This is a genomic window from Mesorhizobium sp. M0768 (genome assembly GCF_040320195.1).
Lineage (GTDB): Bacteria > Pseudomonadota > Alphaproteobacteria > Rhizobiales > Rhizobiaceae > Mesorhizobium.
In genome coordinates this window covers 25,125-49,046 of the sequence record NZ_JAMYPD010000037.1, presented here as the reverse complement: position 1 = coordinate 49,046, position 23,922 = coordinate 25,125, and the positions used below count along the sequence as shown (strand labels likewise).

At 62.6% G+C, this 23,922-nt stretch carries 21 protein-coding genes and 1 pseudogene; 14 read left to right on the top strand and 8 right to left on the bottom strand.

From position 1 onward, the window contains the following. On the bottom strand, nucleotides 1-315 hold a 315-nt coding region (locus NKI08_RS29795; protein ID WP_352774561.1), incomplete at its 3' end, for a DUF5615 family PIN-like protein. Further along, nucleotides 312-932 carry a DUF433 domain-containing protein gene (locus NKI08_RS29790; protein WP_352509837.1) on the bottom strand — a complete coding sequence of 207 codons (621 nt, stop codon included), beginning with the start codon at nucleotides 930-932 and terminating at the stop codon, nucleotides 312-314. The genes NKI08_RS29795 and NKI08_RS29790, both read right to left, overlap by 4 nt. 182 nt (nucleotides 933-1,114) lie before the next feature. On the opposite strand from NKI08_RS29790, the gene NKI08_RS29785 reads away from it, so the two are divergent. After that, on the top strand, nucleotides 1,115-3,262 hold the full coding sequence (locus NKI08_RS29785) for a ParB/RepB/Spo0J family partition protein (protein ID WP_352774558.1): 2,148 nt from the start codon (nucleotides 1,115-1,117) through the stop codon (nucleotides 3,260-3,262). A 117-nt stretch (nucleotides 3,263-3,379) separates the two neighbouring features. Next, on the top strand, nucleotides 3,380-3,766 hold the full coding sequence (locus tag NKI08_RS29780) for a hypothetical protein (protein ID WP_352509834.1): 387 nt from the start codon (nucleotides 3,380-3,382) through the stop codon (nucleotides 3,764-3,766). 475 nt (nucleotides 3,767-4,241) lie between these two features. On the opposite strand, the gene NKI08_RS29775 is transcribed toward NKI08_RS29780, so the two are convergent. Further along, nucleotides 4,242-4,700: a hypothetical protein gene (locus tag NKI08_RS29775; protein WP_352774556.1), complete on the bottom strand. Its 459-nt coding sequence runs from the start codon at nucleotides 4,698-4,700 to the stop codon at nucleotides 4,242-4,244. A 245-nt stretch (nucleotides 4,701-4,945) separates the two neighbouring features. Between NKI08_RS29775 and NKI08_RS29770 the strand changes: the two genes are divergently transcribed. Together NKI08_RS29770 and NKI08_RS29765 are read left to right on the top strand one after the other, a co-directional pair. Beyond that, nucleotides 4,946-5,629 carry a transposase gene (locus tag NKI08_RS29770; protein WP_352509832.1) on the top strand — a complete coding sequence of 228 codons (684 nt, stop codon included), beginning with the start codon at nucleotides 4,946-4,948 and terminating at the stop codon, nucleotides 5,627-5,629. A 53-nt stretch (nucleotides 5,630-5,682) separates the two neighbouring features. Continuing rightward, a protein-coding gene (locus tag NKI08_RS29765) for an IS5 family transposase (protein WP_352774553.1) occupies nucleotides 5,683-6,434 on the top strand; the annotation gives its coding sequence in 2 pieces (ribosomal slippage) (nucleotides 5,683-6,013 and nucleotides 6,013-6,434; 753 coding nt in all). Between the two features lie 53 nt (nucleotides 6,435-6,487). On the opposite strand, the gene NKI08_RS29760 is transcribed toward NKI08_RS29765, so the two are convergent. Further along, nucleotides 6,488-7,681 (bottom strand): DUF1173 domain-containing protein, encoded by a 1,194-nt coding sequence (locus tag NKI08_RS29760; RefSeq protein WP_352774551.1) that lies wholly within the window; start codon nucleotides 7,679-7,681, stop codon nucleotides 6,488-6,490. Between the two features lie 185 nt (nucleotides 7,682-7,866). Between NKI08_RS29760 and NKI08_RS29755 the strand changes: the two genes are divergently transcribed. From NKI08_RS29755 to NKI08_RS29720, 8 genes and pseudogenes are all read left to right on the top strand, one after another. Next, nucleotides 7,867-12,432 (top strand): strawberry notch-like NTP hydrolase domain-containing protein, encoded by a 4,566-nt coding sequence (locus NKI08_RS29755; protein WP_352774549.1) that lies wholly within the window; start codon nucleotides 7,867-7,869, stop codon nucleotides 12,430-12,432. 11 nt (nucleotides 12,433-12,443) lie between these two features. Then, entirely contained in the window at nucleotides 12,444-13,487 is a 1,044-nt protein-coding gene (locus NKI08_RS29750) for a DUF7146 domain-containing protein (protein ID WP_352774547.1), read from the top strand. Nucleotides 13,488-13,733: 246 nt separating this feature from the next. Then, entirely contained in the window at nucleotides 13,734-14,675 is a 942-nt protein-coding gene (locus tag NKI08_RS29745; protein WP_352774545.1) for a DUF2493 domain-containing protein, read from the top strand. 62 nt (nucleotides 14,676-14,737) lie between these two features. Next, nucleotides 14,738-14,998, top strand: a complete 261-nt coding sequence (locus tag NKI08_RS29740; RefSeq protein WP_057143280.1) for a type II toxin-antitoxin system prevent-host-death family antitoxin — start codon at nucleotides 14,738-14,740, stop codon at nucleotides 14,996-14,998. After that, nucleotides 14,988-15,406: pseudogene (locus tag NKI08_RS29735) on the top strand (hypothetical protein). The gene NKI08_RS29740 and the pseudogene NKI08_RS29735 overlap by 11 nt, the downstream one beginning before the upstream one ends. 295 nt (nucleotides 15,407-15,701) lie before the next feature. Then, the gene (locus tag NKI08_RS29730) at nucleotides 15,702-16,235 is read left to right on the top strand and encodes a hypothetical protein (protein ID WP_352774543.1); all 534 of its coding nucleotides are present in this window, start codon (nucleotides 15,702-15,704) and stop codon (nucleotides 16,233-16,235) included. A 705-nt stretch (nucleotides 16,236-16,940) separates the two neighbouring features. Beyond that, on the top strand, nucleotides 16,941-17,264 hold the full coding sequence (locus NKI08_RS29725) for a DUF736 domain-containing protein (protein ID WP_006205585.1): 324 nt from the start codon (nucleotides 16,941-16,943) through the stop codon (nucleotides 17,262-17,264). Between the two features lie 57 nt (nucleotides 17,265-17,321). Then, nucleotides 17,322-17,663 (top strand): hypothetical protein, encoded by a 342-nt coding sequence (locus NKI08_RS29720; RefSeq protein ID WP_352774541.1) that lies wholly within the window; start codon nucleotides 17,322-17,324, stop codon nucleotides 17,661-17,663. A gap of 120 nt (nucleotides 17,664-17,783) precedes the next feature. On the opposite strand, the gene NKI08_RS29715 is transcribed toward NKI08_RS29720, so the two are convergent. Both NKI08_RS29715 and NKI08_RS29710 read right to left on the bottom strand, forming a co-directional pair. Then, nucleotides 17,784-18,146, bottom strand: a complete 363-nt coding sequence (locus tag NKI08_RS29715; RefSeq protein ID WP_352774540.1) for a hypothetical protein — start codon at nucleotides 18,144-18,146, stop codon at nucleotides 17,784-17,786. A 44-nt stretch (nucleotides 18,147-18,190) separates the two neighbouring features. After that, nucleotides 18,191-18,871 carry a nucleotide-binding protein gene (locus tag NKI08_RS29710; protein WP_352774538.1) on the bottom strand — a complete coding sequence of 227 codons (681 nt, stop codon included), beginning with the start codon at nucleotides 18,869-18,871 and terminating at the stop codon, nucleotides 18,191-18,193. 771 nt (nucleotides 18,872-19,642) lie between these two features. On the opposite strand from NKI08_RS29710, the gene NKI08_RS29705 reads away from it, so the two are divergent. Both NKI08_RS29705 and NKI08_RS29700 read left to right on the top strand, forming a co-directional pair. Then, entirely contained in the window at nucleotides 19,643-20,050 is a 408-nt protein-coding gene (locus tag NKI08_RS29705) for a hypothetical protein (RefSeq protein ID WP_352774536.1), read from the top strand. Beyond that, nucleotides 20,047-22,284: a relaxase/mobilization nuclease domain-containing protein gene (locus tag NKI08_RS29700; RefSeq protein WP_352774534.1), complete on the top strand. Its 2,238-nt coding sequence runs from the start codon at nucleotides 20,047-20,049 to the stop codon at nucleotides 22,282-22,284. Before NKI08_RS29705 ends, NKI08_RS29700 begins: the two co-directional genes overlap by 4 nt. Before the next feature lie 266 nt (nucleotides 22,285-22,550). Here the strand turns inward: NKI08_RS29700 and NKI08_RS29695 are convergent, their stop codons facing one another. Continuing rightward, nucleotides 22,551-23,189 carry an FMN-binding negative transcriptional regulator gene (locus NKI08_RS29695; protein ID WP_352774533.1) on the bottom strand — a complete coding sequence of 213 codons (639 nt, stop codon included), beginning with the start codon at nucleotides 23,187-23,189 and terminating at the stop codon, nucleotides 22,551-22,553. 35 nt (nucleotides 23,190-23,224) lie between these two features. Then, entirely contained in the window at nucleotides 23,225-23,884 is a 660-nt protein-coding gene (locus NKI08_RS29690; RefSeq protein ID WP_352774531.1) for a helix-turn-helix domain-containing protein, read from the bottom strand. Nucleotides 23,885-23,922 lie beyond the last annotated feature (38 nt).

The window sequence follows — 23,922 nt, the reverse complement described above, 5'->3', positions numbered from 1 at the left end:
CCATGCCTCCTCGCCACCGAGCTCCGAAAGGGCGAGATGAAAGAGCCTGTGCTGGAGATCGAGGCTCATCAGGCCAGGGGCGGTGTTGAAGGCGACCAGCCCGACATGCAGCTCCTCGCGGCGATAGAGGCCGCGAAAGTCGGTCGTGTTGTGCGTGACGAGCACATAGCCGTCATCGACCGCGCGCCGGGTCACCATATGGTCCTTGGCGCCGGCGAGGCCCAGCCAGCGCACATGGCTCGACTCTGGAAAACCCCGTTCGCGCGCCAGTTTCGCAAGCTCTGGGCTCAGGCATTCGTCGATCAGGAATTTCACGAAACGGCCGGCAGATCGTCGAGACGGATTGTGCGTTTCGATTTCGCCGCCGTGCTGCGCCACGCCGGCTTGACCGGCGGACGGCCACGCCGCGGATAGGCGAGCGCATAGTCGGCCGCGAGCCTGATCCGGTCGAGAGTCAGTTGCGGATAGGCGGCACGGATCGTCTCGGGAGTATCGCCATTGGCGAGCATGTCGGCAACGTCATGAACAAGCACGCGTGTTCCCACAAAGGCCGGCTGACCGCTAAGTACCGCTGGATCGCGCGCCACCATGGCCTTGGCTTTCCTCAGCCGGCCGAGGCCGGTCCTTACCCCGGCGGTGATCGGCTTCAGGTCGACCTTAAGCGGATCGTCCGCGACCACGGGCGCAGCATCATCGGCAATGGCGTGCTCGACGATCCGCCGCCGCGCGGCCGGCGTCAGCGTCTCCGCCGTCAGCCAGGCGAGGCGTAGGCCGACGAGACCCGCTCCGATGATGACACGGCTGCCGCGGCGTGTCTCGACACGGCCGCGTAGCAATCCGGCATCGATGATGCGATGCACCTGCTTAAGCGGCACCTGCGTTACCGCCGCCGCTTCATTGGCGGTGAGCACTTCGGTACTAAACCCCGGCATGACAATAATCCTTCCACGTTCATGGAAGATATATAGTCACTCTGCCGTCCGCAGTCCAGCGAAGGTTTGCGGCAGGCGGCCGGGTCGGCGTGAGGCCTGGAGGCAGAGGGGGAGGGGAGGGTTCTGACGGGCTTGGAGGTTCGGGGAGAGGCCCCGGACCGTCCGTCATGGAGAACCTGACCATGGCAAAGAACGCCATTCAGAAGATCGCGATGAACGCCGCGGAGAATATTCCCTATGACAAGCTAATGCTGTCGCAGAAAAATGTTCGGCGCATCAAGGACGGCGTGTCAATCGAGCAGTTGGCCGAAGACATCGGACGGCGAAAGCTGATCCAGAGCCTGAACGTCCGGCCCATGCTCGACGGCGAGGGCGAGGAGACCGGCACGTTCGAGGTGCCCGCCGGCGGGCGGCGTTATCTGGCGCTCGGCATCCTCATCAAGCAAAAGCGCCTGGCCAAGAACGAGCCAATCCCCTGCATCGTCAACCGCGGGCAGGAGACCTCGGCCGAGGAGGACTCTCTTGCTGAAAACCTGCGGCGCGCTGACCTGCACCCGCTCGACCAGTTTCGGGCCTTCAAGACGCTCAGCGATCAGGGCCTCGATCCGGACGAGATTGGCGCCCGCTTTTTCGTATCACCGGCGATAGTGAGACAGCGTCTGCGATTGGCATCGGTATCGCCAAAGCTTCTCGAGTTCTACGAGAACGACGAAATCCGTCTTGAGCAGATCATGGCGTTTTCGATCTCGGACGATCACGCGCGCCAGGAGCAGGTCTGGGAGCGGATTTCCAGCTCGCACACGCAGGAGCCCTATTACATCAGGCGCCTGCTGACGGAGACGACGGTTCGGGCCGATGATCGCCGGGCCGTCTATGTCGGCGCCGAAGCCTATGAAGCAGCTGGCGGAGTCATCCTGCGCGACCTGTTCGAGCAGGATTCCGGCGGCTGGTTCCAGGATGCCGCACTCCTCGAGCAGCTTGTCTTCGACAGGCTGAAGGTGGATGCCGAGGCAATCCGCGCCGAAGGCTGGAAGTGGGTCGAGGCGGCGATCAGCTTTCCCTATGGCCACGCCTCCGGCATGCGGCGCATCTACGCCGAGGCGCAGGAGCTGAGCGCCGAGGAGATCGAACGCTACGACGCGCTGAAGGCCGAATACGACAAGCTGGATGCGGACTATGCCAAGGCCGAGGATGCCGACGAGGCAATCGAGGCGAAGCTCGACCAGCTGGGCGCCGAGCTCGATGCGATCGATGATCGTCCTCAAAGCTACGATCCCGCCCAGAAGGACATTGCCGGTGTGTTCGTTACGCTTGCCGCGAACGGCGAGCTCCAGGTCGACGCCGGTTTCGTGCGGTCCGAGGACGAGCCGCGGACCGAGACCGGCGACGTCGAGGAGGGCGAGGAAGGGGGCGCCGAGGGCCAAACCCGATCCAGTGGCGACGATGGCGAAGGTGTTGTCGTCAACGGCGAGCCGGTGGGTGACGGCTCTGGCGACGACGGCGAGGACGATTGCATCAAGCCGCTGCCCGATCGGCTCGTTTTCGACCTGACCGCGCAGCGGACCCTGGCGCTACGCAACGCGCTCGCCGGTGACGTCGACATCGCCATCGTCGCCGCACTCCATGCCTTCGTCCTGCAGGTCTTCTATCGCTTCGCGCCGGACACGTGCCTGGAGATCAGCCTGAAGAGCGGCAGCTTCAGCCAGGTCGATGGTCTTGCCGAGACATCCTGGGCCAAGGAGATCGCCGAGCGGCACGAAGCCTGGGACCGCGATCTGCCCGATGAAGCGGAAGGCCTATGGGACTTCCTGCTCGGCCTCGACGAAGCAAGCCGCAAGGCGCTGTTCGCGCACTGCGTCTCGCTGACCCTCAATGCGGTGGTCGAACCCTGGAACAGGCGAGCGAAGGCGCTCGAGCATGCAGACCTGCTTGGACGTTCGCTCCAGTTTGACATGGTCGACGCCGGCTGGACGCCTACCGTTGAGTTCCTCGGGCGGCTCACCAAGGCGCGGATTCTACAGGCTGTCCGCGAAGCTCGTGGCGCAGACTCCGCGCAGCTGATCGACCACATGAAGAAGGACAGCATGGCGCGTGAGGCCGCCCGTCTTCTCGAAAGATCGAACTGGCTGCCCGAGCCGCTGCGCCTTGAGATTGATGAAGTGGCTACCGATGCTGGCGACGCGGTCGCCGGCGACAGGTCGGACGAGGCGGCTATCGACGGCGATGCCGCCGAGCTGCCGGCCTTCCTCGCCGACGATGCGGATCCGTCCTCCGATGAGCCGGTGACCATCGACGGCGACGAAGCAGATCACCTCCAGGCCGCCGAATAATCGGCCTCCCGCTCGGCACGGGTCCGGCACCTCCACCGGACTCATTCATTTCCAACTCACTCTCAAGTCCGGGATCGCCATGGCGATCCCGGACGCTTTCGTTTCATGGAGATCCGCATGTTCGACTGGAAAAGAAGCTGTTCGTACGACGAGCAGCAGAAGAGACATTTCCACGCGACAGCCCGTTCACGGCTGAAGAAACTCGCCGTCGAACTTGCCCTGCCGCAGGGAAGCTTAGACCTGCGCTCAAACAAGGCGGGCATAGCCGTTTCCGGTGAAATTACCCTGCACCATGACCGCGCCTACATTCAGGTCGGCCAGTTCGGGCTGTCCTCAGGTCACGGCATCCTGATCAGGACCTGCACGGGGCGCAAGGACTATACCGGCGGGGCCAACCACTTCGTCGCACTCAGCATGCTCGAGGACATTCCGGCGCTCGCGGCGGCCGTCCGCGCCATCACTGGCGTCGGTCGTCAGAATCCGTCCCAATCCCACGCCGCATGACATCCCGCAACAGCCGCCAAAGCCAAGTCAACCGCCTGTCGGCCGGGAGCGACCCCGCCGGAGCCGGTGGGCCGAAGATCGCGGCAAACGCACGCTCATTAACGCCGGAAGGCATGATGCTGTCTTCAAGCTGCTCGATGATCTGTCGGATCTCGAGATCGACGAGTTCCTGTCCAAAGTGCGATTGCGTCAGAGCTGACGAAGGAAGGCGACGATGGGCACCTATAAGAACCGCGCCTCGGCGGCGAAACGTCTCCTCACGGTGACTGACCTTGGCTCAGTGGATGCACCCGCGTACGGCGCATCCTCAAGCTGTTGAGCCAAACATCGACGAGGTCTTCGTGGTCAAGAAAGCCACGCTCCAGGGTCGGACCTCTATCCGCAACACCAGCCTGCATCCCGGTATCCAACATGCGAGTCCGTATGGCCAACTGCCAGGAGGATATAAGCATCGGGCCCTCAGCAAAACTTCAGGTCAGTGCCTACCATGCGGGAGGTACCCGGCATTGCGTAAAGCGCCGATGAACAGGCAGGCCGGGCCGGCGATACTCGTCTTGGCCTGCATCGGTAGCGGAAGGGTGTTCCAGTCCTCCAAGGGAGCGATAAAGCTGGAGAAAGTGCCATTGACCATGCAATGGCTGGTCAACAAGCCTTGCTTGTCCAGCACCAGAACGCCTGTCTGATCGCTAGGATAGCGGATGGCGGCGACCCGCTGAAGTTCCATGTCGCCATCGATTCGCAAATTGAAAAGCAGTACACCGTGGCTTCGGTTGGCGATTTCTGAGACTTTTTCCGTGAAAGGTACAGTAAGCGCACGAACGCTTTCGACTGCCATCCCGAAAACAAGCGCGTCCAGCTCATCCGCCGCCATGAGAAGATTAGTTCCCAAGAAAATTTGGATTGCAATCGCTCCAGCCGGATTGTGCACAGTCATCGCGCGCCGCTGGCTAGACGCCTGAGCATCGCGTGTATGGATGCAGCTCTGAAGATCCACCTCTCAGTAGGCATGTTTGCCCCCGCTGATTGAGCCGGTCGCCTAAGGCCCATGACACATCGCTTGCTCGTTGCGTCGCTTCTCCGATAAAGCACGGCGAGAGCGACAGATACCTTCGCGTCGGATACTCGCAAAAACGAACAGCGACTTGGCTTGCAAGTCGTCCTCACATCAAGGAACAGACTATGAAGCGCCAGATCCGGCCATTTGTTGTGGAAGTGAAACAGAAGCACGGCAAGCAAAAGTCAAGCCATTCGATCTGGGGTGGTCTCGACCTGTCCAAAATTGTCACGGAAATGACGCAGCCGGCTGACGGTGCTCAGTTGCCAAATTCAGAGGTCATTGACTTCAGTATAAGAGCCATTGATGCTGAAGGAGGGGATAAACCAAAAGCGGAGCATATCATGGCCGATTTTCAGGACGCTCAGACTGTTCAGACGACAGTAGCGCCAGCCAAAGTGGAAGTGCCTGAATCCAAGAAGAAAATTCCGCGAGCAAAGAAAGCGAAGGCAGAGCTCGCAAAGCCGGCGCGCAGGAACGGGGCGAAGCCAGCGCCCCAGGCCGCTGAATCTCCGTTAGCAGTCAAGACCACCCGCAAGACATATTCCGAGAAGGAACGCGCCCAGAAGCTTGACCAGATCGAGAAATCGATCGCTGGCGGCGCGACCAGCAAGATTGCGGTCGGCCAGGCCGGCATATCCGAGCAGACCTACTATTATTGGAAAAGAGCTGCCGCACCTTCTTCAGAAAGTGGTGATCTCCGCGATCTTGTCGCACTCGAAGAAGAAAACAAGCGCCTCAAGAATCTGCTTGCCGACCGTCTGCGCAAGGAAAATGCCGAGCTCAAGAAAAAGCTGGGCCTGGCCTAGGGCCTGTTGATATCCAGATTCCCATTCTGGCTTGATCGTGATTCAAGCTTTGGATGGAACGATTCGTGCTGACGGACGCCCAGTGGGCGAAGATGGAACCGCATTGTCTGGGTAAGCCAGCGGATCCTGGGCGAAGCGGCCAGGACAATCGCCTGTTCGTCGAAGCGGTTCTTTGGATCGTGCGGACTGGCAGTCCGTGGCGTGATCTGCCTGCCCTCTTCGGAAAGTGGAACAGCGTTTTCACGCGATACCGAGGTTGGGTCAAAGCCGATGTTTTCATTCGGCTTTTCGAGGCTTGCTCGGGCCAGCCGGACATGGAATACGCCATGGTCGACGCCACCATCGTCAAGGTCCATCGACACGGCCAGGGCGCAAAAGGGGGACTCAAAGCCAGGCCATAGGTCGCTCCAAGGGCGGTATGACAACCAAAATCTTGGCGCTTACCGACGCGCTTGGCAATCTCGTGCGCTTTGTCCTGCTGCCGGGCCAGCGCTTCGATACGGTCGGTGTCGAACCGCTCATCCAAGGCCTCTCCTTCGGCGCTCTGATCGCCGACAAGGCCTTCGACAGCAACACCATCATCGCCGATCTGAACGAGCGTGGCGCCAAGATCGTCATTTCCCAGCATCCGCGCCGAACAAAGCCGATCCCGCTCGATGCCGAGATGTACAAATGGCGTCATCTGATCGAGAATTTCTTCTGCAAACTCAAAGAGTTCAAACGCGTCGCCATGCGCGCCGACAAAACCGACCAGAGCTTCAATGCCATCATTCATCTCGCTGCTGCCGTCATCAACTCCAAATGAATCTCAACAAGCCCTAAGGCATACTGAAGCATCGACGGAAATTCCGCCGACGCTCAGAGCGGTAGCGGCGGCATATCGCCTTCGCCGACACGCCACACCCAGGAGCCGATCTCCGGACGCGTGGCGATCATTTCGTCGAGCGACGCCTCGAACGCTTCGTCCGCACCGGCCGGAACGACAAAGAGCGCTATCGGCTCGTCCCTGTTCTGAAGCAATGCGTTGGCTATCGGCTGGTCGGGTTGCAGGTCAAAGCGCAATCCCTTCACGCTCTTCTCACGAACGCGGGCGAGCCCATCGACGAGCCTTTTCTCCGGGACCGTCTCGTAGGGAATCCAGTTTTCGGACACCACCATCAACGCGACCTCCTCGACAATGGCGAGGCCGGCCGGGTTCAGTCCGAACGTCGCGATCGTCATGAGATGCGAGCTGGAATCCGCTGCCCACAACGACAATTCTTTCTCAAATCGCACCTGCAAGCGGCGATGCAATGCATCTTCGATCATGAAGGGAAAACCGGGCAAATGCCTGATGACGAGTTTCTGACCGGAGCGGGCGGGCACGATCTCCTTCACCTCGCCGACCAGGACGAGCAACTTTCGGGGACCGGATTTCGCCGGGAGCGCCGTGCCGAGAACCGCGTTGCGACGCTGTTCGATGGCTTCCTTGTTCTCGGCGCGAAACGGCTCGGGCACGAACAGAATATCCGCGAGCGGTCCGCCCCTCACCGTCATTTGCCCGGCAGCCTCGAGCAGATGCCAGCGGACATTCCACCAATGTCGCTTGCCGGCCCATCGGGATGTCCAGACCGTCAGTTCGGCCTCGTGCCAGAGATAATGAAGCAGGCCACGCAGCGACATCCGCCTGGGATCGGCGGTTACGCTGGCGGAACTTTGCCCCGCAGGCACGGACGCTGCCCGGCTCCCCGTCTTGGACAGGCTGAAGTCCAATTTGAGGGCCGCCATGCCGCTTTGCGGATCGAGCTGTATGGCGCTGCCCATCAAGGCGCCCAGACCGGACAGTTCGTAAGGTGATTCATAGGAATCACAGGATGGATCATGTCCGCCGCCGCTCAGCGGCATGCGCTTGATCAGGTGAAGGTCGCCGATGCGGGCGATATACATCGGGCAGCCTGGCTCGCGGCACAGGCACAGCGGACGCTCGGTGCGGGCATAGGCGCTCGCCAACGCCGCCTGCAGGTCAGGCGCTGCCCCCTCGTAAACCTCACTGCCAATTCTGAACCGTCGCATCACCTCCGCCGCTCCAGGTCGCCGCCGCATCCCTGTGCGCGCATTCAAGTCATGGCTTTGCGCAGAGCGCAACCCATTTGGTGCATCGGCGCCAGAGGCAGAGGGGAGCCGGGAGGAATGCGGCCCGGCTGGCGCGCAGAGAGTGTCGGCGCGGGCGCCTCTCCCCTCTCGCGAAGGACATCTCCATGAACATCGTTTCGACCACAGCTGCCGCTCCCCTCGACGCGCCGAGGCACGTCCCCATCAACAACGCCCAGGCGATCTATCAGGCGGCAATGCGGCTTCTGCCTTTCCTCGAGCAGGGCAAGTCTGTCACCACTGCGGAACTGCGCACCACCATGACGACAAGTTTTGGCGGCAGCGATGCGCAAGGGTTCTGGGTCTGGAAAGACGCCTATGAGGCGCTCGAAACCGCCCAGGTGCTGTTTCTGCGCCGGTTCGGAGCAGCGATCCTGTCCCGGTCCACCACGCCGCAGGCGACGCTGGCGATGATGAAGCGCATCGCCGAATTTCTTCCCACTCATACGCGACGGTCCGACGAGAGCCAGGCCATGCAGCAGCTCTCCACGCCCTTGCCGCTGGCCTTCGTCACGGCGCACGCCGCGGCGATCTCATCTTGCGACCTCGTTCTCGAACCCTCGGCCGGCACCGGTCTGCTCGCCGTCCATGCCGAGATGGCGCGCGCCTCGATCGCTCTCAACGAGCTTTCAGCGACACGCGCCGATCTCCTCGGCCTTCTGTTCCCGCGCGTTCCCGTCTCGCGGCACGACGCCGCCCATATCGACGATTATCTCGACGCGGCCATGGAGCCGTCCGTCGTGCTGATGAATCCACCCTTCAGCGTCGGCGCATATGTCGACGGCCATGTCGCCGATGCCGCATGGCGGCACCTCTCTTCCGCATTCGCACGCCTGCTTCCGGGCGGACGCCTCGTTGCCGTCACCGGCTCCGGGCTGTCTCCCGAAAACTCCAAATGGCGGCCGGCCTTCGAACGGTTGCAGCAGCAGGGCACCACCGTCTTCACCGCAGCGATCGACGGCCGTGTCTACGCCCGCCATGGGACGACGGCTGAGACCCGCTTGACCATCATCGACAAAGTTCCTGCTAACGACCCAACCAGCTTCTCCGGCTCGCCGGGCAAGGCCACGGATGTCGAAACGCTGCTCTCCTGGATCACGGATCTTCCGCCCCGGACACCGGGCGGCTTTCCGAACTCGACCGGTACATTGTCCAACGGCATCGTGCGCAATGCCGCCATGCACATGGGTGCCCAATCGGGAGCGAGAGCCGCACCCCTCGGTGCCTCAACGGCTGCTCCGAAGGCCATCCAATCGGTCCGCCCGACTGCGCGGGCGAAGCCCGCCCGCCAGGTCATGGCAAACAGCACGCCGGCTGTCCCCCTCGCCTATGAGCTGCGCGACTGGATGCCGGAGGAGGGCGGCCGGCTCACCGACACGATCTACGAACCCTATGCGCTCCAGTCGATTGACATTCCCCGCGCGAAACCGCATCCGACGTCGCTCGTGCAGTCGGCCGCAATGGCCGCCGTCGCGCCGCCAAAGTCTTCCTATCGGCCGCTTCTTCCTGATGCGATCATCGACGAGGGCCTGCTGTCAGACGCCCAACTCGAAAGCGTCATCTATGCCGGCGAAGCCCATTGCGGCCATCTCACCGGCGCCTGGACTGTTGACGAGACCTGCGATGTCGTCTCCGCCGCGCCAGAAGGTGCTGAGAACGCGGTCCGCTTCCGCCGCGGATGGTTTTTGGGTGACGGAACCGGCTGCGGCAAGGGACGGCAGGTCGCCGGCATCATCCTCGACAATTGGCTACAGGGCCGCCGCCGTGCGATCTGGATTTCCAAGTCGGACAAATTGCTGGAAGACGCCCAGCGCGATTGGGCAGCACTCGGCCAGGAAAAACTTCTCGTGCAGCCACTCTCGCGCTATCGGCAGGGCACGCCGATCCGCCTTGCCGAGGGCATCCTGTTCACGACCTACGCGACCCTGCGCTCGCAAGAGCGGGAGGGCAAGAAATCCCGGATCGCCCAGATACTCGACTGGGTCGGCCAAGAGGCGAGGAGGGACGAAGGCCCGACGGGGAACAGAGGAAACTTGGCGGGGAGGCCCGAAAGCCAGACAGGGATTAAAGAAAGCCAGACAGGGATTGGAGAAAACCCGTCGGGGGCGAAAAAATCTTTCGATGGCGTCATCGTCTTTGACGAGGCCCACGCCATGGCTAACGCCGCTGGCGGCAAAAGTGAGCGTGGCGACGTCGCGCCCTCGCAACAAGGCAGGGCGGGCCTGCGGCTGCAGCACGCGCTGCCCGATGCCCGCGTTGTCTACGTCTCCGCGACCGGTGCGACCGCCGTCGAGAACCTGGCCTATGCGCAGCGTCTCGGCATTTGGGGCAGCGAGGATTTTCCCTTCGCCAACCGCGCCGAATTCGTCGCCGCGATCGAGGACGGCGGTGTCGCGGCGATGGAAGTGCTCGCCCGCGATCTCAAGTCGCTCGGCCTCTATGCGGCGCGTTCGCTTTCTTATGACGGGGTCGAATATGACCTCCTCGAGCACGAGCTGTCCGAGGAGCAGATCCGCATCTACAACGCCTATGCGGACGCCTTCCAGGTCATCCACAACAACCTGACCGCCGCACTCGAGGCGACCAACATCACCAGTGAGTCCGGCACGCTGAACCGCAACGCCAAATCGGCGGCGCGCTCAGCCTTTGAAAGTACCAAGCAACGTTTTTTCTCGCATTTGATCACCTCGATGATGACGCCGACGCTGATCGGCGCGATCGAACAGGACCGTGTCGACGGGCATGCTGCGGTCATCCAGATCGTTTCGACCGGCGAGGCGCTGATGGAACGACGCCTTGCCGAGATCCCAACCGAGGAATGGTCGGACCTGCATGTCGACGTCACGCCGCGCGAGTACGTCGGCGGGTACTTGATGCACTCCTTCCCCACCCAATTGTTCGAGGAATATTCGGACGCGGAGGGCAACGTCTATTCGCGGCCTGTCCACGACGAAGATGGCAACCCGGTTCAATGCCGGGAGGCTGTTCGCCGGCGCGACGAGATGATCGAGCGGCTCGCCACTTTGCCACCGGTCGGCAGTGCACTTGACCAGATCATCCATCACTTCGGCACCGACACCGTTGCCGAGGTGACCGGCCGCTCGCGGCGCATCGTGAGGAAGACTGGTGGCGACGGTATCGACCGGCTGGCCGTGGAAAACCGCCCGGGCTCGGCCAACCTCGCCGAGACGCAAAGCTTTATGGATGACGACAGGAGCGTTCTGATCTTTTCGGATGCCGGCGGCACCGGCCGCTCCTATCATGCCGATCTTGGGGTGAAGAACCAGAGGCTGCGCAAACACTATCTGCTCGAGGCCGGCTGGCGTGCCGATAACGCCATCCAGGGGCTCGGTCGGACCCACCGCACCAATCAGGCGCAGCCACCTTTGTTCCGGCCCATGGCCGCCAATGTAAAGGCCGGCAAAAGGTTCCTGTCGACGATTGCACGCCGGCTCGACACACTCGGCGCGATCACGCGCGGCCAGCGCCAGACCGGTGGGGCAGGTCTGTTTCGTGCCGAAGACAATCTGGAAAGTCCCTACGGCCGCGCGGCCCTCCGCCAGTTCTATATGCTGTTGCACCAGGGCAAGATCGAGGGCTGCTCACTCACGACCTTCGAAGCGGTAACTGGGCTGTCGCTGACCACCGAGGAGGGCGGCCTGCGCGATGAACTGCCGCCGATCACGACCTGGCTCAACCGCCTGCTCGCGCTGCGCATCGAAACCCAGAATCTGCTGTTCGAGGTGTTCGAGCAGCTGATGGCGGGAAGAATAGAAGGCGCCATCGCCGCCGGCAACTACGACAAGGGCCTGGAGACCATCACGGCGGAGAGCATCGTCGTCACCGGTCGCCGCACCGTCTACGCGCACCCAGTCTCGGGCGCGCAGTCGCATGTGCTGACCGTCGCGCGCAAGGACCGTATCCGGCCGCTCGGCCTGGTCGACGCGCTGGCCATCGTCCGGGCGGAGCCCCAATCGGTTCTGCTGGTGAACGCCCGGTCCAGCCGTGCGGCGATCCGGCTGCCGACGGCGAGCTTGATGCTCGACGACGGCACGATAGAACACCGCGTGCGGCTGCTGCGGCCGACCGACGAGCTGCGCTTCGGTCTCGACGCCCTTGCCGAAACCCACTGGCAGCCGACCGACCGAAACCTGTTCCGCGAGCTTTGGCAGGCAGAAATCGACGCCGTCCCGGAGTTCACCACCAGCACTTTCCACATCGTGACGGGTCTGCTGTTGCCGATCTGGCGGCGGTTGCCAGACCATGATTGTCAGGTCTATCGGATCCAGACCGATGCCGGCGAACGCATCATCGGGCGTCACATCGCCCCGACGCTTGTCGCCACCATGTTCCGCAATCTGGGGCTCGACGATGTACCCAAGCTCGCGCCGGAAGATGCCTGGACCGGGCTTGTCGACGGACGGATCGGACTGCAACTCGCCGATGGCCTGATTCTGCGCCGCGGCCGCGTCATGAACGACTACCGTGTCGAATTGATCGGCTTCACCGACGCCATGGTTCCGCGGCTGAAGGCGCTGGGGCTGATCTCCGAGATCATCTCCTGGAAGCTCCGGCTGTTCATCCCGACGTCCGCGCAAGGGTCTGCCATCCTCGCCGCGCTCCTCGACCGCCATACGCTGGTTGGCGTCACCGACCGCACCTCGGCGGCTTAAGGGAGGGGATGATGACCGGCTCGGCCTCAGAGCTGGCACGCCGCCTTGGCGATCATGCCGAGGCGGTGTGCCGCGAATATCTCTCCAACGGCCATCGCTCCGGCAATTACTGGATGGTCGGCGATGTCCGCAACACGCGCGGCCGTTCCATGCATGTGCGGCTGAAAGCCAACGCGAAAGGCCCGGCGGGTAGGTGGGTCGACGAGGCGACGTCTGAGTTTGGCGATCTGCTCGATGTCATCCGAGAAAGCTGCGGTCTTGTTGATTTCCGTGACGTCGCGGATGAAGCGCGTCGCTTCCTCTCCGTGCCGCTGCCACCGCCCCACGCTCCTGGCGCGCAACGCCAGCCTGCCGCGGCACCCGGCTCGCCTGACGCGGCGCGTCGCCTGTTCGCCATGTCGCAGCCGATCGCCGGCACGTTGGCCGAACGATACCTCGCCGGCCGCGGCATCCTGCTTTCCGCGCATGAGCGTGCCGTGCGCTTCCATCCCGGCTGCTACTGCAGGGATCTCGTGACGGGCGAGACGCAGACCCTACCTGCGCTCATTGCCGCTGTCACCAGCCTCGACGGGCGTATCACCGGCCTACAACGCACCTGGCTTGATCCTTCGGGTCAGGGCAAGGCGCAACTCGCGGATCCACGCCGTTCGCTGGGGAATCTCCTTGGCAACGGCATCTGGCTTGGCCACCAGCCCGGTGCGCCCGTCTCGGTCATGGCCGCCGGCGAGGGGTTCGAGACGATGGCGTCGCTTAAGGTGGTGATGCCGGCGCTGCCGGTTGCCGCCGCCACTTCGGCCAATCACCTCGCCGGCCTGACCTTCCCGCTTGGCTGCCGTCGCCTCTATATCGCGGCCGATGCCGATGCCGCCGGCCGGCACGGCATCGAGCGTCTCAGCCAGCGAGCCGGCCAAGCCGGGATCCTCGCCCTGGTGTTGCGGCCGCAGCTCGGCGATTTCAACGACGACCTGCGTCATCTCGGCCCGGCCCATCTCACAGCATGGCTCAGTGACCAGCTCGTCCCGGAGGATGCCCGTCTCTTCCTGCCGCCCGGATGAATGGGTCGGGCCGGCACGCGGGCCGGCGCGGCGTCGCCGGACAGCCTGCAGACATGGCGGCGGTCCACCGGAGAAGCCGCGCCCGCGGCCTGCCTGAGAGGCGACCCCTGCCACCCCCGGTCACGGCCGCAACGGCTGCGCCGTCCTCCGCTCGCGCTCCGGCCTTCGGTGCGGCCGCGCCCGGCGCGCGGCCGGGATGCGCTGTCAGGCCGCGATAGGCGCGGCCATAACCGACGGAGACACGCCATGACCTACGAGCTTCCTCTCGACGACGCCTACGAGCCCTACCACGCCTCCTCGCCGACCGACCGCGTCATCCTCGAACTGCAGATGTACGGCCATCGCCCGCATCAGGACGAACCTGATCCTCGGCCACTTCCCGACGACGAAGTGATCCGGGCCGGCCTCGCCGGGATCGTCGAGACCTTCGCCGGCATGCTTGGCGACACCAGGCTCGAACCCGATCTCGACGACCTGCTCTGGTCCTTCGCAAACGTCTTCCATCGTGCCGCCGAGCGCGTCGCCCGCAGCCTCGACCGCAATGAGGAGGCGCAGCGCTCGAGTCAGCAGGAGCAGGACGGATCGGAGGTAAAGTCCGTCGAGCTGGAGCGGCTGACCGCGGAAGGCATCAGCTATATCGAGCGCCGCAATGTGCTCGAAATCATGCGCGATGAGACCGCCGACCTATACGAGGCGCAGACCGGATCGGCATGGCGGCCGCGCACCGGCTCCAAGGTCAGCCACCAGGCGATGACAGCGGCGGTGATCGACTCCAGAGATTTCCTCGCCGCCCGCCGCCACGCCGAAACCGAGGTGCTCGTCCCGGCCGGCACCAAGATCGCCTTCGCCGGCGGCCTCGACTGCAACGATCACGACCGGATCTGGGAGGCGCTCGACATGGCCCGCGACAAGCATCCCGACATGGTTCTGCTCCACGGCGGCAGCCCGCGCGGCGCTGAGCGTATTGCCGCCTGCTGGGCCGAGAACCGCAAGGTCACCCAGATCGCCTTCAAGCCGGATTGGACCCGGCACGCCAAGGCGGCTCCGTTCCGCCGCAACGACCAGCTTCTCTCGGTGGTGCCTTACGGCCTGATCGTCTTTCCCGGCTCCGGCATTACCGAGAACCTTGCCGACAAGGCGCGTCGGCTAGGCATCCCCGTCTGGCGGTTCGCGGAAGGCGGCGCGTGAGCGCCGTTTTCTTGCAAATCCAGAAAATCCAGATAATATGGAGATCGATAAGGAGGCCAGCCATGCGCCAGTTCACGACCGGAGATCTCAACAAGCAGGTTGGCGACGTCACCGACGTTGCCAGCCGCGAACCCGTTATTCTCACCAAGCACCGGAAACCCCGGTTCGTGCTGATGAGCTACGAGCACTACGAACGGATGCGCATCGGCGGCGATCCCCGCCGCGCATACCATGTCTCCGAGATGCCGGAGGAACACACGGAACTCTTCGCCGCCGAGATCGATCGATTGGCGCGCGGGGAAGGATACGATGATGAGCGGTAGATTTCTGCCTGGTCAGGTGATCTCCTACCCGTATCTTTGGGCATGGCAACACGAGCGCGGCGAAACGGAAGGCCGCAAGAGCCGGCCGACCTGCGTGGTCATCACTATCCGCGGCGCAAGAGATGGCCTGACCCATCTCGCGCTCCTGGCGATAACACCCAGCCACCGACCAGCGATCGGGTCGGTTTGGAAGTCTCCGCTATCGAGTGCCGCCGCGCCGGTCTGACCGATCTCAAACGCTGCTGGATCGTGGTTGACGAATACAACTACGATATTGCCGAACGCTCCTGGTACATCGAATCCGACGGTAAGCCCCTCGGTCGTTTCAGCAAGGCATTCATGATGAAGATCGCAGGCGCCTTTATCGAAGCGCGCAGCGAGGGCCGCCGCGTCAGCCGTCTGGATTGACGTTCTCTTTTCGCAGCCATGCGCTCGATCCAGGACGTGAGTCTCTGGCTGGCCGACAAAGGCCCGTAGCTCCAAGCGCATAGCGCCACTAGCCAGATGATGCGCGTAGCGCCTCCGGCAGCTGCAGGATCCGGGCGCGCCGGCCTGCGGCCGGCCGGGCTCTCGTCGCGGCGTCCCGCCGCTTCCCGAGCCGGCTTTGCCGTCTCGGCCTTCGGGTGACGATCCCTCGCGCAGGGCCAGAGGGAGAGGGTGGCCGGCGCGGGGCGGGGGACGCGGGAGAGAAGGGAAAGTCACGATGTCGATGATATTCATAGGTGGATCACGTGAGATATTCGAGCTGCCGGAACCTGCCATCGCTCGCATCGGCGCAATCGTTGCTGCCGAGCACGGCGTGCTGGTTGGCGACGCGTCGGGAGCCGATGCCGAGGCGCAGGGCCTGCTCGCGGGCTATAAGTACGAGCATGTCGGGGTCTTCCATGCCGGCAAGGAGCCCCACAACAATCTGGGCGACTGGGCCGCCTACCATGTCCCGTCACCTGGAGGCACTCATGGATCTTGGTACGACGCCGCCAAGGACCGGGAGATGGCGCGGCGCGCCGACTTTGGCATGATGGTCTGGGACGGCGCATCACCCGGCACGGCCGTCAACGTGCTTCGGCTCGCCATGGCGAACAAGCCGTGCGTCATTTACGATCTGGCCAGGGGCCGGATGGCGACGACGTACAATGTGGAGGACTGGTGCGCCATGCTCCGCCATGCCGGTTCGGACATTCGCCGCCAAGCCGAAGCCCGCATGATGCCGGAGGAGCGTCTAACGTTGCCAGGATGATGGATGCGGTCCCGCCGACAGCCCGGCGGGTTCAATCAGATATGTTGATCCGGCTCCTCGCCGCCTAGTCCACTTGTATGTGCGGACGGAGCCGGCCCCTTTCGAAACCGGTCCACGCGCAGAGCCGCAGGGCTTGTGCGGATGATCATCTTTTCTCGCCTCTGAAGCGGGTGCAAGCGTGCCGAACAACATCCTGGCTTGCCGGGTCATCCAACCTGACTGCGCGGTATCGTCCCCCGAGGGGCGTGAAGGCCGCTGCCAGCCGGCCCCGATCTCGAAACCGCTATGCCGCCATACCGAAACGCAAGGCGGTCACGCGCCGGGCTGCTGTTCGATGTGTTGGCAATGCCGACGATATGACCCGAGAGGCTGCAGCATGTTCCTGCGATCCGCCAGCGTTGCGTCGGCGATCTAGCGATGGTGGCCTGAGTTCTTCTCCTTCGGTCGCATCCGGGGCCATTCCCGTTTCATGTCGCCTTTGTAGACGACCGCCTGCTTTGTGCGGTCAACCCCCGTTGGGGGTACACGCGGCGAATATTCAGGAAAATTCGATTTCTGTTTTTGTCTGCGGGCAGGAACTTCGCCTGCCCGCAATTTTTCGGCAAATAGAATTTTCCAGAATTTTCGCCGAGATGACCGCAGCAGGACGGCCCTCTCCTTTGGCGCCATCGGGAATGGTCCCGATGCAACCGAAGGAGAACTACCATGGCCACCACGATCGCAAACCTCACCACCAAGGCCGACGGCTCGATGGAAGGCGTCTTCGCCACGCTCCGGGTCAACGCCCCGATCACCCTGATCCCGAACACCAACAAGTCGCGCGAGGACGCCCCCGACTACCGGATCGTCAACAAGCGCACGGGCTTCGAGATCGGAGCCGGCTGGCATCGCATCTCCCAGCGCTCGGGCGAGGAGTACCTCTCGGTCAAGCTGGAAGCCCCCGAGATCGGCGTGATCTTCGGCAATCTCGCTCCCGCCCCGGGTGGCGAGGAAAACAAGAAGGTCATCCTCTGGAACAACCCCCAGTGAGGCATCGGTGGCCGGCCCCGCAAGGGGCCGGCTCCCCACCGGCAAAAGGAGGTTGCAATGAGCCGCTACACCATCACTGTCACTGGCACCATCACCGGACAGGGCCGCTCGGACCCAGACGCTGTCATCGGCTACGATCCACCACTTCGGACCTACTTTCTGCAAGCGTTCCCGCACGAAGAAACCGACGAGCCCGGTCTTTGGCTCGGCACCCACGATCGCGCGTTCGAAACGCTTGAGGATCTTCACCGCGCAGCCATCTCACACGGCTACGACTTCATCCCGCTGTCGCCCAAACTGGCCGCAAAGCTGGTCGACGACAAAGCGGCAGCCAGCGGGCGTCCGGTGCGAGACACAATCCTCGGCCAGGTGCTGAAACACCTCAACCAACCCAAGTAGGCTACACATCTCAGGGCCCGCGACGGAGTGTTCCGTCGCGGGCCCTTTTTTTTTGCACGTTGCAAAGAAGCCACGAACATCACCCGTCACGGCATGCGAGAGCGACTCCAAAACCGCCGATTATTCGTTCGGCAGTTTGTGCTTATGTATGCGGATATAATCCTGCACGGCCTTTCGCAGCAGTTCGGTCATGCTGTGCCCGTTGCTGATCGCCAGCAACTTGAACTGCCGCTGCTCCGCAGCCGTCAGGTAGTAACCGCAGCGGATCATCTCCTCCTCGCGTATCTTCTTTCCGGCGATAGGGTCCTTTTTCTGACCCTGCCGCAGCAGCTTGCGAAAGTCAGGCGTTGCACTCGATGCCGGCTCGGGCGTCTTCGACGTGGCCGATCCGGCATTTGGCTCCAGCTTCTGCCCCTCGATTTTCGCTGATGAAATGAACAGGCTCGGCAGCGCTGGCGGCTGCGTGGAGATCGCCTTCATCATGCGGGCCTTCTTGTCGTCACCGGGTTTCGGTGCGGTTCTTTCACTCATGCCGCGTTCCTCGTGGCTTCGATGAAGGTTTGCAGAAGATCGTCGAAGAGCCCTTCGCTCTCGGCAACCGCCTTCGCGTCAGGCACCTCGGAGCTGTAAAGGGTCTGCCCGGTCTGAAGGTCGCGGTAGGCAACGCGATTGTGCAGGACGTGTTCTGCAATACGCGTGCCGTTGGCCTGGATGATTGCGCGCAGTTCGGTCAGGGCTCGCGCCCTGCCATCGATGATGGTCTGCTTGGTCAGCACGAATATCGCAGGCAGCGGTCTACCCCGGCTCTCGACCGCCAGCGGGATGTAGTGGTCGGTGATCTGGATGGCGGCGGTCACATCGTCCAGCGCAAAATAGACTGGCACGACGACAATGTCGGCGGCGAAGAGCCCGGCCATGAGGTTATCGTTTGTGGTGCCTTCCGTATCGATCAAGACGACGGAGCGTTCTCCGTTGTGAGTGGCTGCCGCGCGAAGGATTTCCTGCGGCGTCATCGCGCTCACCATCGTGAGCCTGTCAGGACGATTGCCAGCTTCGCCCAGCATCTGGAACCAGCGGTTCATGTTCTGCCGCCGGTCGCCGTCGATTAGAGTGACCGAATAGCCCCGATGCAGCGCGACGGATGCGAGGGTGCGCAGCATCGTCGATTTTCCAGTGCCGCCCTTTGGGATCGCAGCGGAGATGATCATGGGGGCCTCCTTCCGGCGTTGTCTCCTTGTTTCCATGTCAACATGGAAACAAGTCATCATGGACACATGAAACGAAATCACGGTCGCAACATGTGACATTGTCGACGGGGAAGACCGGTTTGGCAACCCAGGCGCGCATCGATAAGGGCTCGCTAAAGTGCAGTTTTTGCGCAGCAGCTGTCTTCAGGAAAGAAGGGGTCCGGTGGCCCATCGACTGCGCTTTCCGACTACGCTTTTCCGACTACGTGATGTTTCCATGTTAACTTGGAAACAAGTTGTCAACGCATCATAGACACATCGCATCAAATGACGGTGAGAACATTGTGACCGGACCTGCCAATGACAACTGGGTGGGAGGGAAAGCATCGTCGGCTTTTTCCTTCCCCCTTCCTTGTTGGGGAGCCATTGTCGACGGGGAGAACCGGTTTGGCAACCCAGGCGCGCATCGATAAGGGCTCGCTAAAGGTGCAGTTTTTGCGCAGCTGCTATCAGGTCCGGTGGCCCATCGACTGCGCATTCCGGCTTGCGTATCAGAGGGCTGATGTTTCCATGTTAACATGGAAACAAGTTGTCAACGCATCATAGACACATCGCATCAAATGACGGTGAGAACATTGTGACCAGACCTGCCAATGACAACTGGGTGGGAGGGAAAGCATCGTCGGCTTTTTCCTTCTCCCTTCCTTGTTGGCAGGATAGCCTATTTTGTGATACACACAAATAGGCGGCGCGGCCCTGTCGGGCCTTAGCGCCCGCAAGCGGGCTTGAGAGATGGATGCAGACGCCCAGAAACCAGCGGTGAAGAGCGCGTCACGACGCTATGGCGAGGTGACGCACATCCGGTTTTCGGCTGACGAACTGGCCAGCCTAAAAGCCATTGCGGAGCGGGAGTGCGCAACCGTCAGCGAGGTCGTCCGGCGTCTGGTGTGGGCTGAAGCCGGGCACCTGCCTGTCGCATCAGAGGCCTTGCGGCCGGCGATCGTGGACATGACCGATCAGCTGCGGCGTCTCGGCGTCAATTTCAATCAGGCCGTGCGCGCCATAAACGACGGCCGAGTTGCCCAGGATGAGGATCTTGAGCAGGCGCTGATCGCCGTGGGCGACCTGGTGCGGCAGTTTCGCGAGGAATTGAAAACGATGACTTGCGGGTCTCGTAAGGCGAGGGAGGCCGGGCCATGAGCGGCCGTCTTGCTGGCTACGCGGCCGAAATCGAACGCTATCTGCGGGGCGAGGCCGGCGTGCAGCGTGAGGAGCTGGACGACGACAAGTCCGCGACGAGCGCCGGACGCGAAGCGGGCGAATTCCAGCCGGTGGAGAGCTATGGGCGGACGGGTGGCGGCGGGCGCCTCGGGCACGGACAAGCCGGCTCGACGCTAGGGGGCGGCAGAAACGCCGCTCGTTCTTCGCCGGGAGGGACAGGAGCGGCGGGGAGCTCCATGTCCAGCGGGGCTTGGAAGTCCACTGCCGCTGCGACCTCCCCCAAGGCCGCTAGCGCGCCGATCACGGTCTATGGCGCCACACTCGCCGGTTTCCGGCCGGAAGAGGAGGAGGAAGACTGGAAGCGGCGGGGCGGCGGCGGCCGCGGCGCGGGTCGCCCGAGCGGTACTGGACGAGCGGCGCGGGTGGCCTATCAGGCGCGCGCCGTCGCGGCACGGGCAGGCTATGCGGCGGGCGCGCAGCCTGCTGTGTTCAAGGTCATGCCGAATCCGCCATCAACCAAGGAAGCCGCCGCCCGGCTGCTCAATTACATCGGAAAGCGCGAGGACGAAAAAGGCGAGAAACACGACATCGATATCTTCGACGAGGATGGGCAGGTCCTTGCGACAGGCGGCGCGCGAAAGGCGTTCCTGGAAACGTTTTGCGAGACGTTCGAACCGCCCCTGGAAAACACCAATTTTATCGAGGTTCGTTTCGAGCTCGCTGGCGAGGTCACCGGTGCCGCCTTGAGCGAGGCGTTGAACGAGGCCTTCGGCGCAAAACCGTTCATCTATGCACAGGACGGACAGACGGTGGAGGTTTACGCGCATACCGATGAGCGGGCCGGACCGCTTGCCAAGGTGCTTGCCGGCGGTCGGGAAAATTCGCGCAGCAAGGCGCTCGACAAGATCGAGGCGCGTTTGTCTGAGGCTACGGGCGCGGCGGGGGTGGTCGCCAAGGCAGAGGTAATGGCGGCGGTGAGCCGTGAACCCAAAGCGAAATACTTTTTGCAAAAATTCATCCGCACCCACAGCCACGTCCGCCACGCAAATGGCGAGCCTGTGCCCGGGGCGAAGAATGCCACCAAGGCGGCGGCTTCGGTCTACGAACAATGGCGCCCGCAGTTTTCGGGGCGTGAACGCCGCAATGCCTATCACCTGCTTTTTTCGGCAAGGGCCGGAACCGATGCCAACGCCGTCATGGCCGCGGCGCGCGCCGTGATGGAGGAGCGCGCGCCAGGATACAAGTTCGTCCTGGCGCATCACAAAGACACCAAGCACGTCCATATCCACGCGATGGTGCAGGCACGGTCAGCCGACGGCGAACGCCTGAAATTCTACAAGCCGGATCTCGCAGCCTGGCGCGAGACCTTTGCGGAAAAAGCACGCGAGAACGGCATCGCGATGGTGGCGACGCGACGCATGGATCATGCGATGACGCGGCCATTCACGAAGGAGCATGCCGGAGCATATAGCCGCGCCCAGAGCGATCCGCGCTACCAGGTCAGCGCCAGGACGATCGAGCGAGTGGAGGCAAAGCGGCAACGCCGCTTGGATGGGCAATCGCTTGTCGTGAACGGCGATTCAATCGCTGCCGCATGGCAGAAGACTGTGACGACGATGCGGACTGCCGGCATAGTCGGTCAGGCTCTCTCGGCGGCGGAGTCGATCGGTAACAATTTGCTGCAGTTCCGTCGTGACCGCACAGGGGAGGGGCAGCCAGGTCCTGCCGCGGATCGCGGAGCTGATCAATCTGGGCAGAAGTCTTTCCTGTCCCATCCCGGTATGAGAGAATTGAATGCACTGATAGGAGATTTGAACATGGCGCAACCCCCCTTGGAAATGCGGCGTCAGATGGCCCGCGTCAATCAGGCTCTGGACAACATGCGCGAGACGCTGCCGCCGGCGCATCAAGGACAGTTCGAACAGTATCGTGAAGAGGTCAACGACAAGATGCACGACCGTCTCGCGCGGCTGCAGTTCGAGCGGCAGCAGCAGCGTCGCGCTGGTGGTAGTGGCGAGCCGATCCCCGAGCGCGAGGCGCGAGGGCGAGACCTTCCAACTCGGGACGATGCCCGCCAGCCGGAGCAGCCGCGCACCGGCACCGAGCAGGAGATGAAAGCCAAGCAGAAGGATGCCAAAAAGCAGAAGGCTCATCAGGCTGAAGAGCAGGACCGCAAGACCCAGCGCTCGAATGATAACGATTACGAGCGCTGAGCAAAGATCGCTTACCGACCCTCTTGAACGCGGCAGAGTGCAGGGGACCAAAATGTCGCCGAGGCTCGTTCGTGCCTCGGAGGTTCAGGATCAGGGGCCACGCATGTCATTGCCGGGCATCATATTGTAATCTGCCACCTGCCGTATCGCGGGTGGTCAGATGCTGGTCCCGTTTCCGGCGAGCCGAAACATTTGTCTCTCCATTTGTCTCTCAAGGTCACCGTTGGGAAATCCAGCACCTATGCTTTGTCGGGACAATATAGTTGCTATTGGGATTTGGCCGCCGCGGCCGCGAGCATTGCCTGTCCCACTTCAACAGCGCCTTGAGCAGTCAGCGTCTCGCCGGCGTTCTGGATGTCGCGCAGCTCTTTGTTCTGGCTGAGCTTGAATTTTCCGACCAAGCTGGTGATCTCAATCTCCAGGGCGACGATCGCTTTGGTCATCGTGTCAATGAAATCCTTCGGCGCGTCGCCCATCTTCCACGGGGCCGGCTGGTTGGCCTCGTGCATGTGAGTGAGCTTCGCGACGTTGCGGCGCACATAGCGCTCATCGTCGCGGACAGTGATGCGACCATGGGCGTGGGCAACGAGATAGTTCCAGGTCGGCACCTGCTTATGGGATTCGTGTTTGCTTGGATACCAGTTCGGCGAGATGTAGGCGTCGGCCGCACGGAAGACGACGAGGACCTCATCGCCATTGGCAACCTCCGTCCAGACCGGGTTTTTACGGGCGACATGGCAATTGAGGACACCCTTGTCGCCCTTTGAGCGGTCGAGCTCGAAGGGGATATGGTTCGCGTCGAGGGAGCCGTTGCTGTGGGTGATCAGGATACCAAACGGATGTTTTTCGATAAGATCGAAGAGGGCATTCTGATCGGGCACGGCGAAATGCGGAGGAACGTACAACGGGGAATCTCCTGGTGAAACGCAATTGTCAGTGGTCAGCGAGGTCTTGGCGAAACAGCCAGGGGCGACGTCGTTGCCTGCGAAGAGGGTGCCGGAACCCTATGTCCGCCGCGCTCGAGAACTGCCATCGAGAAGTGGGCGGGCGCGTCGGATGCCGCGGCATAAGAGTGGGGTCGATCCGTAACGAGGCGCGCATTCTCGCCTGCATTTAGAATGATCTCGTGGCTGCCCACCGTGACCTTAAGAGCGCCTTGGGTAACCGAGAGCAGTTCGCGCGTATCGGGACTGTGTGCATCGGCGGCAAACACATCACCCGGCATGAGGACCCAGCTCCAGAGTTCGAACATCGTGCGTCCGGAGGTCGATGCGTGAAGCTGTGCCCGGCTGCCTTTGGCGCTTTTCCAAAGCGTCCTGGACACGCTCCGTTCGATCGGCAGGTCGGGGGCCGTGGAGGGCGCCTCGTTCAGCAAATCAGCGACAGATAGCGAAAACGCCGCCGCCAGACGGCAAAGGATGCCGATGCTCGGGTTTGCCTTACCCTGCTCAAGCGCGACAACCGTCCCTTTCGACAGGCCGGTCAGTTTGGCCAATCGATCGAGCGTGAGGTTTTGGTCGCGCCTCAGATCCTGAATCCGGATCGCAATCGCATGGCCGAGCGCCTGCTCGGTCTCCAGAGGTGTCGGGGTGTCGGTCATTATATTGACTTCGGCTCTCGCTTCGCATACGGTCAATA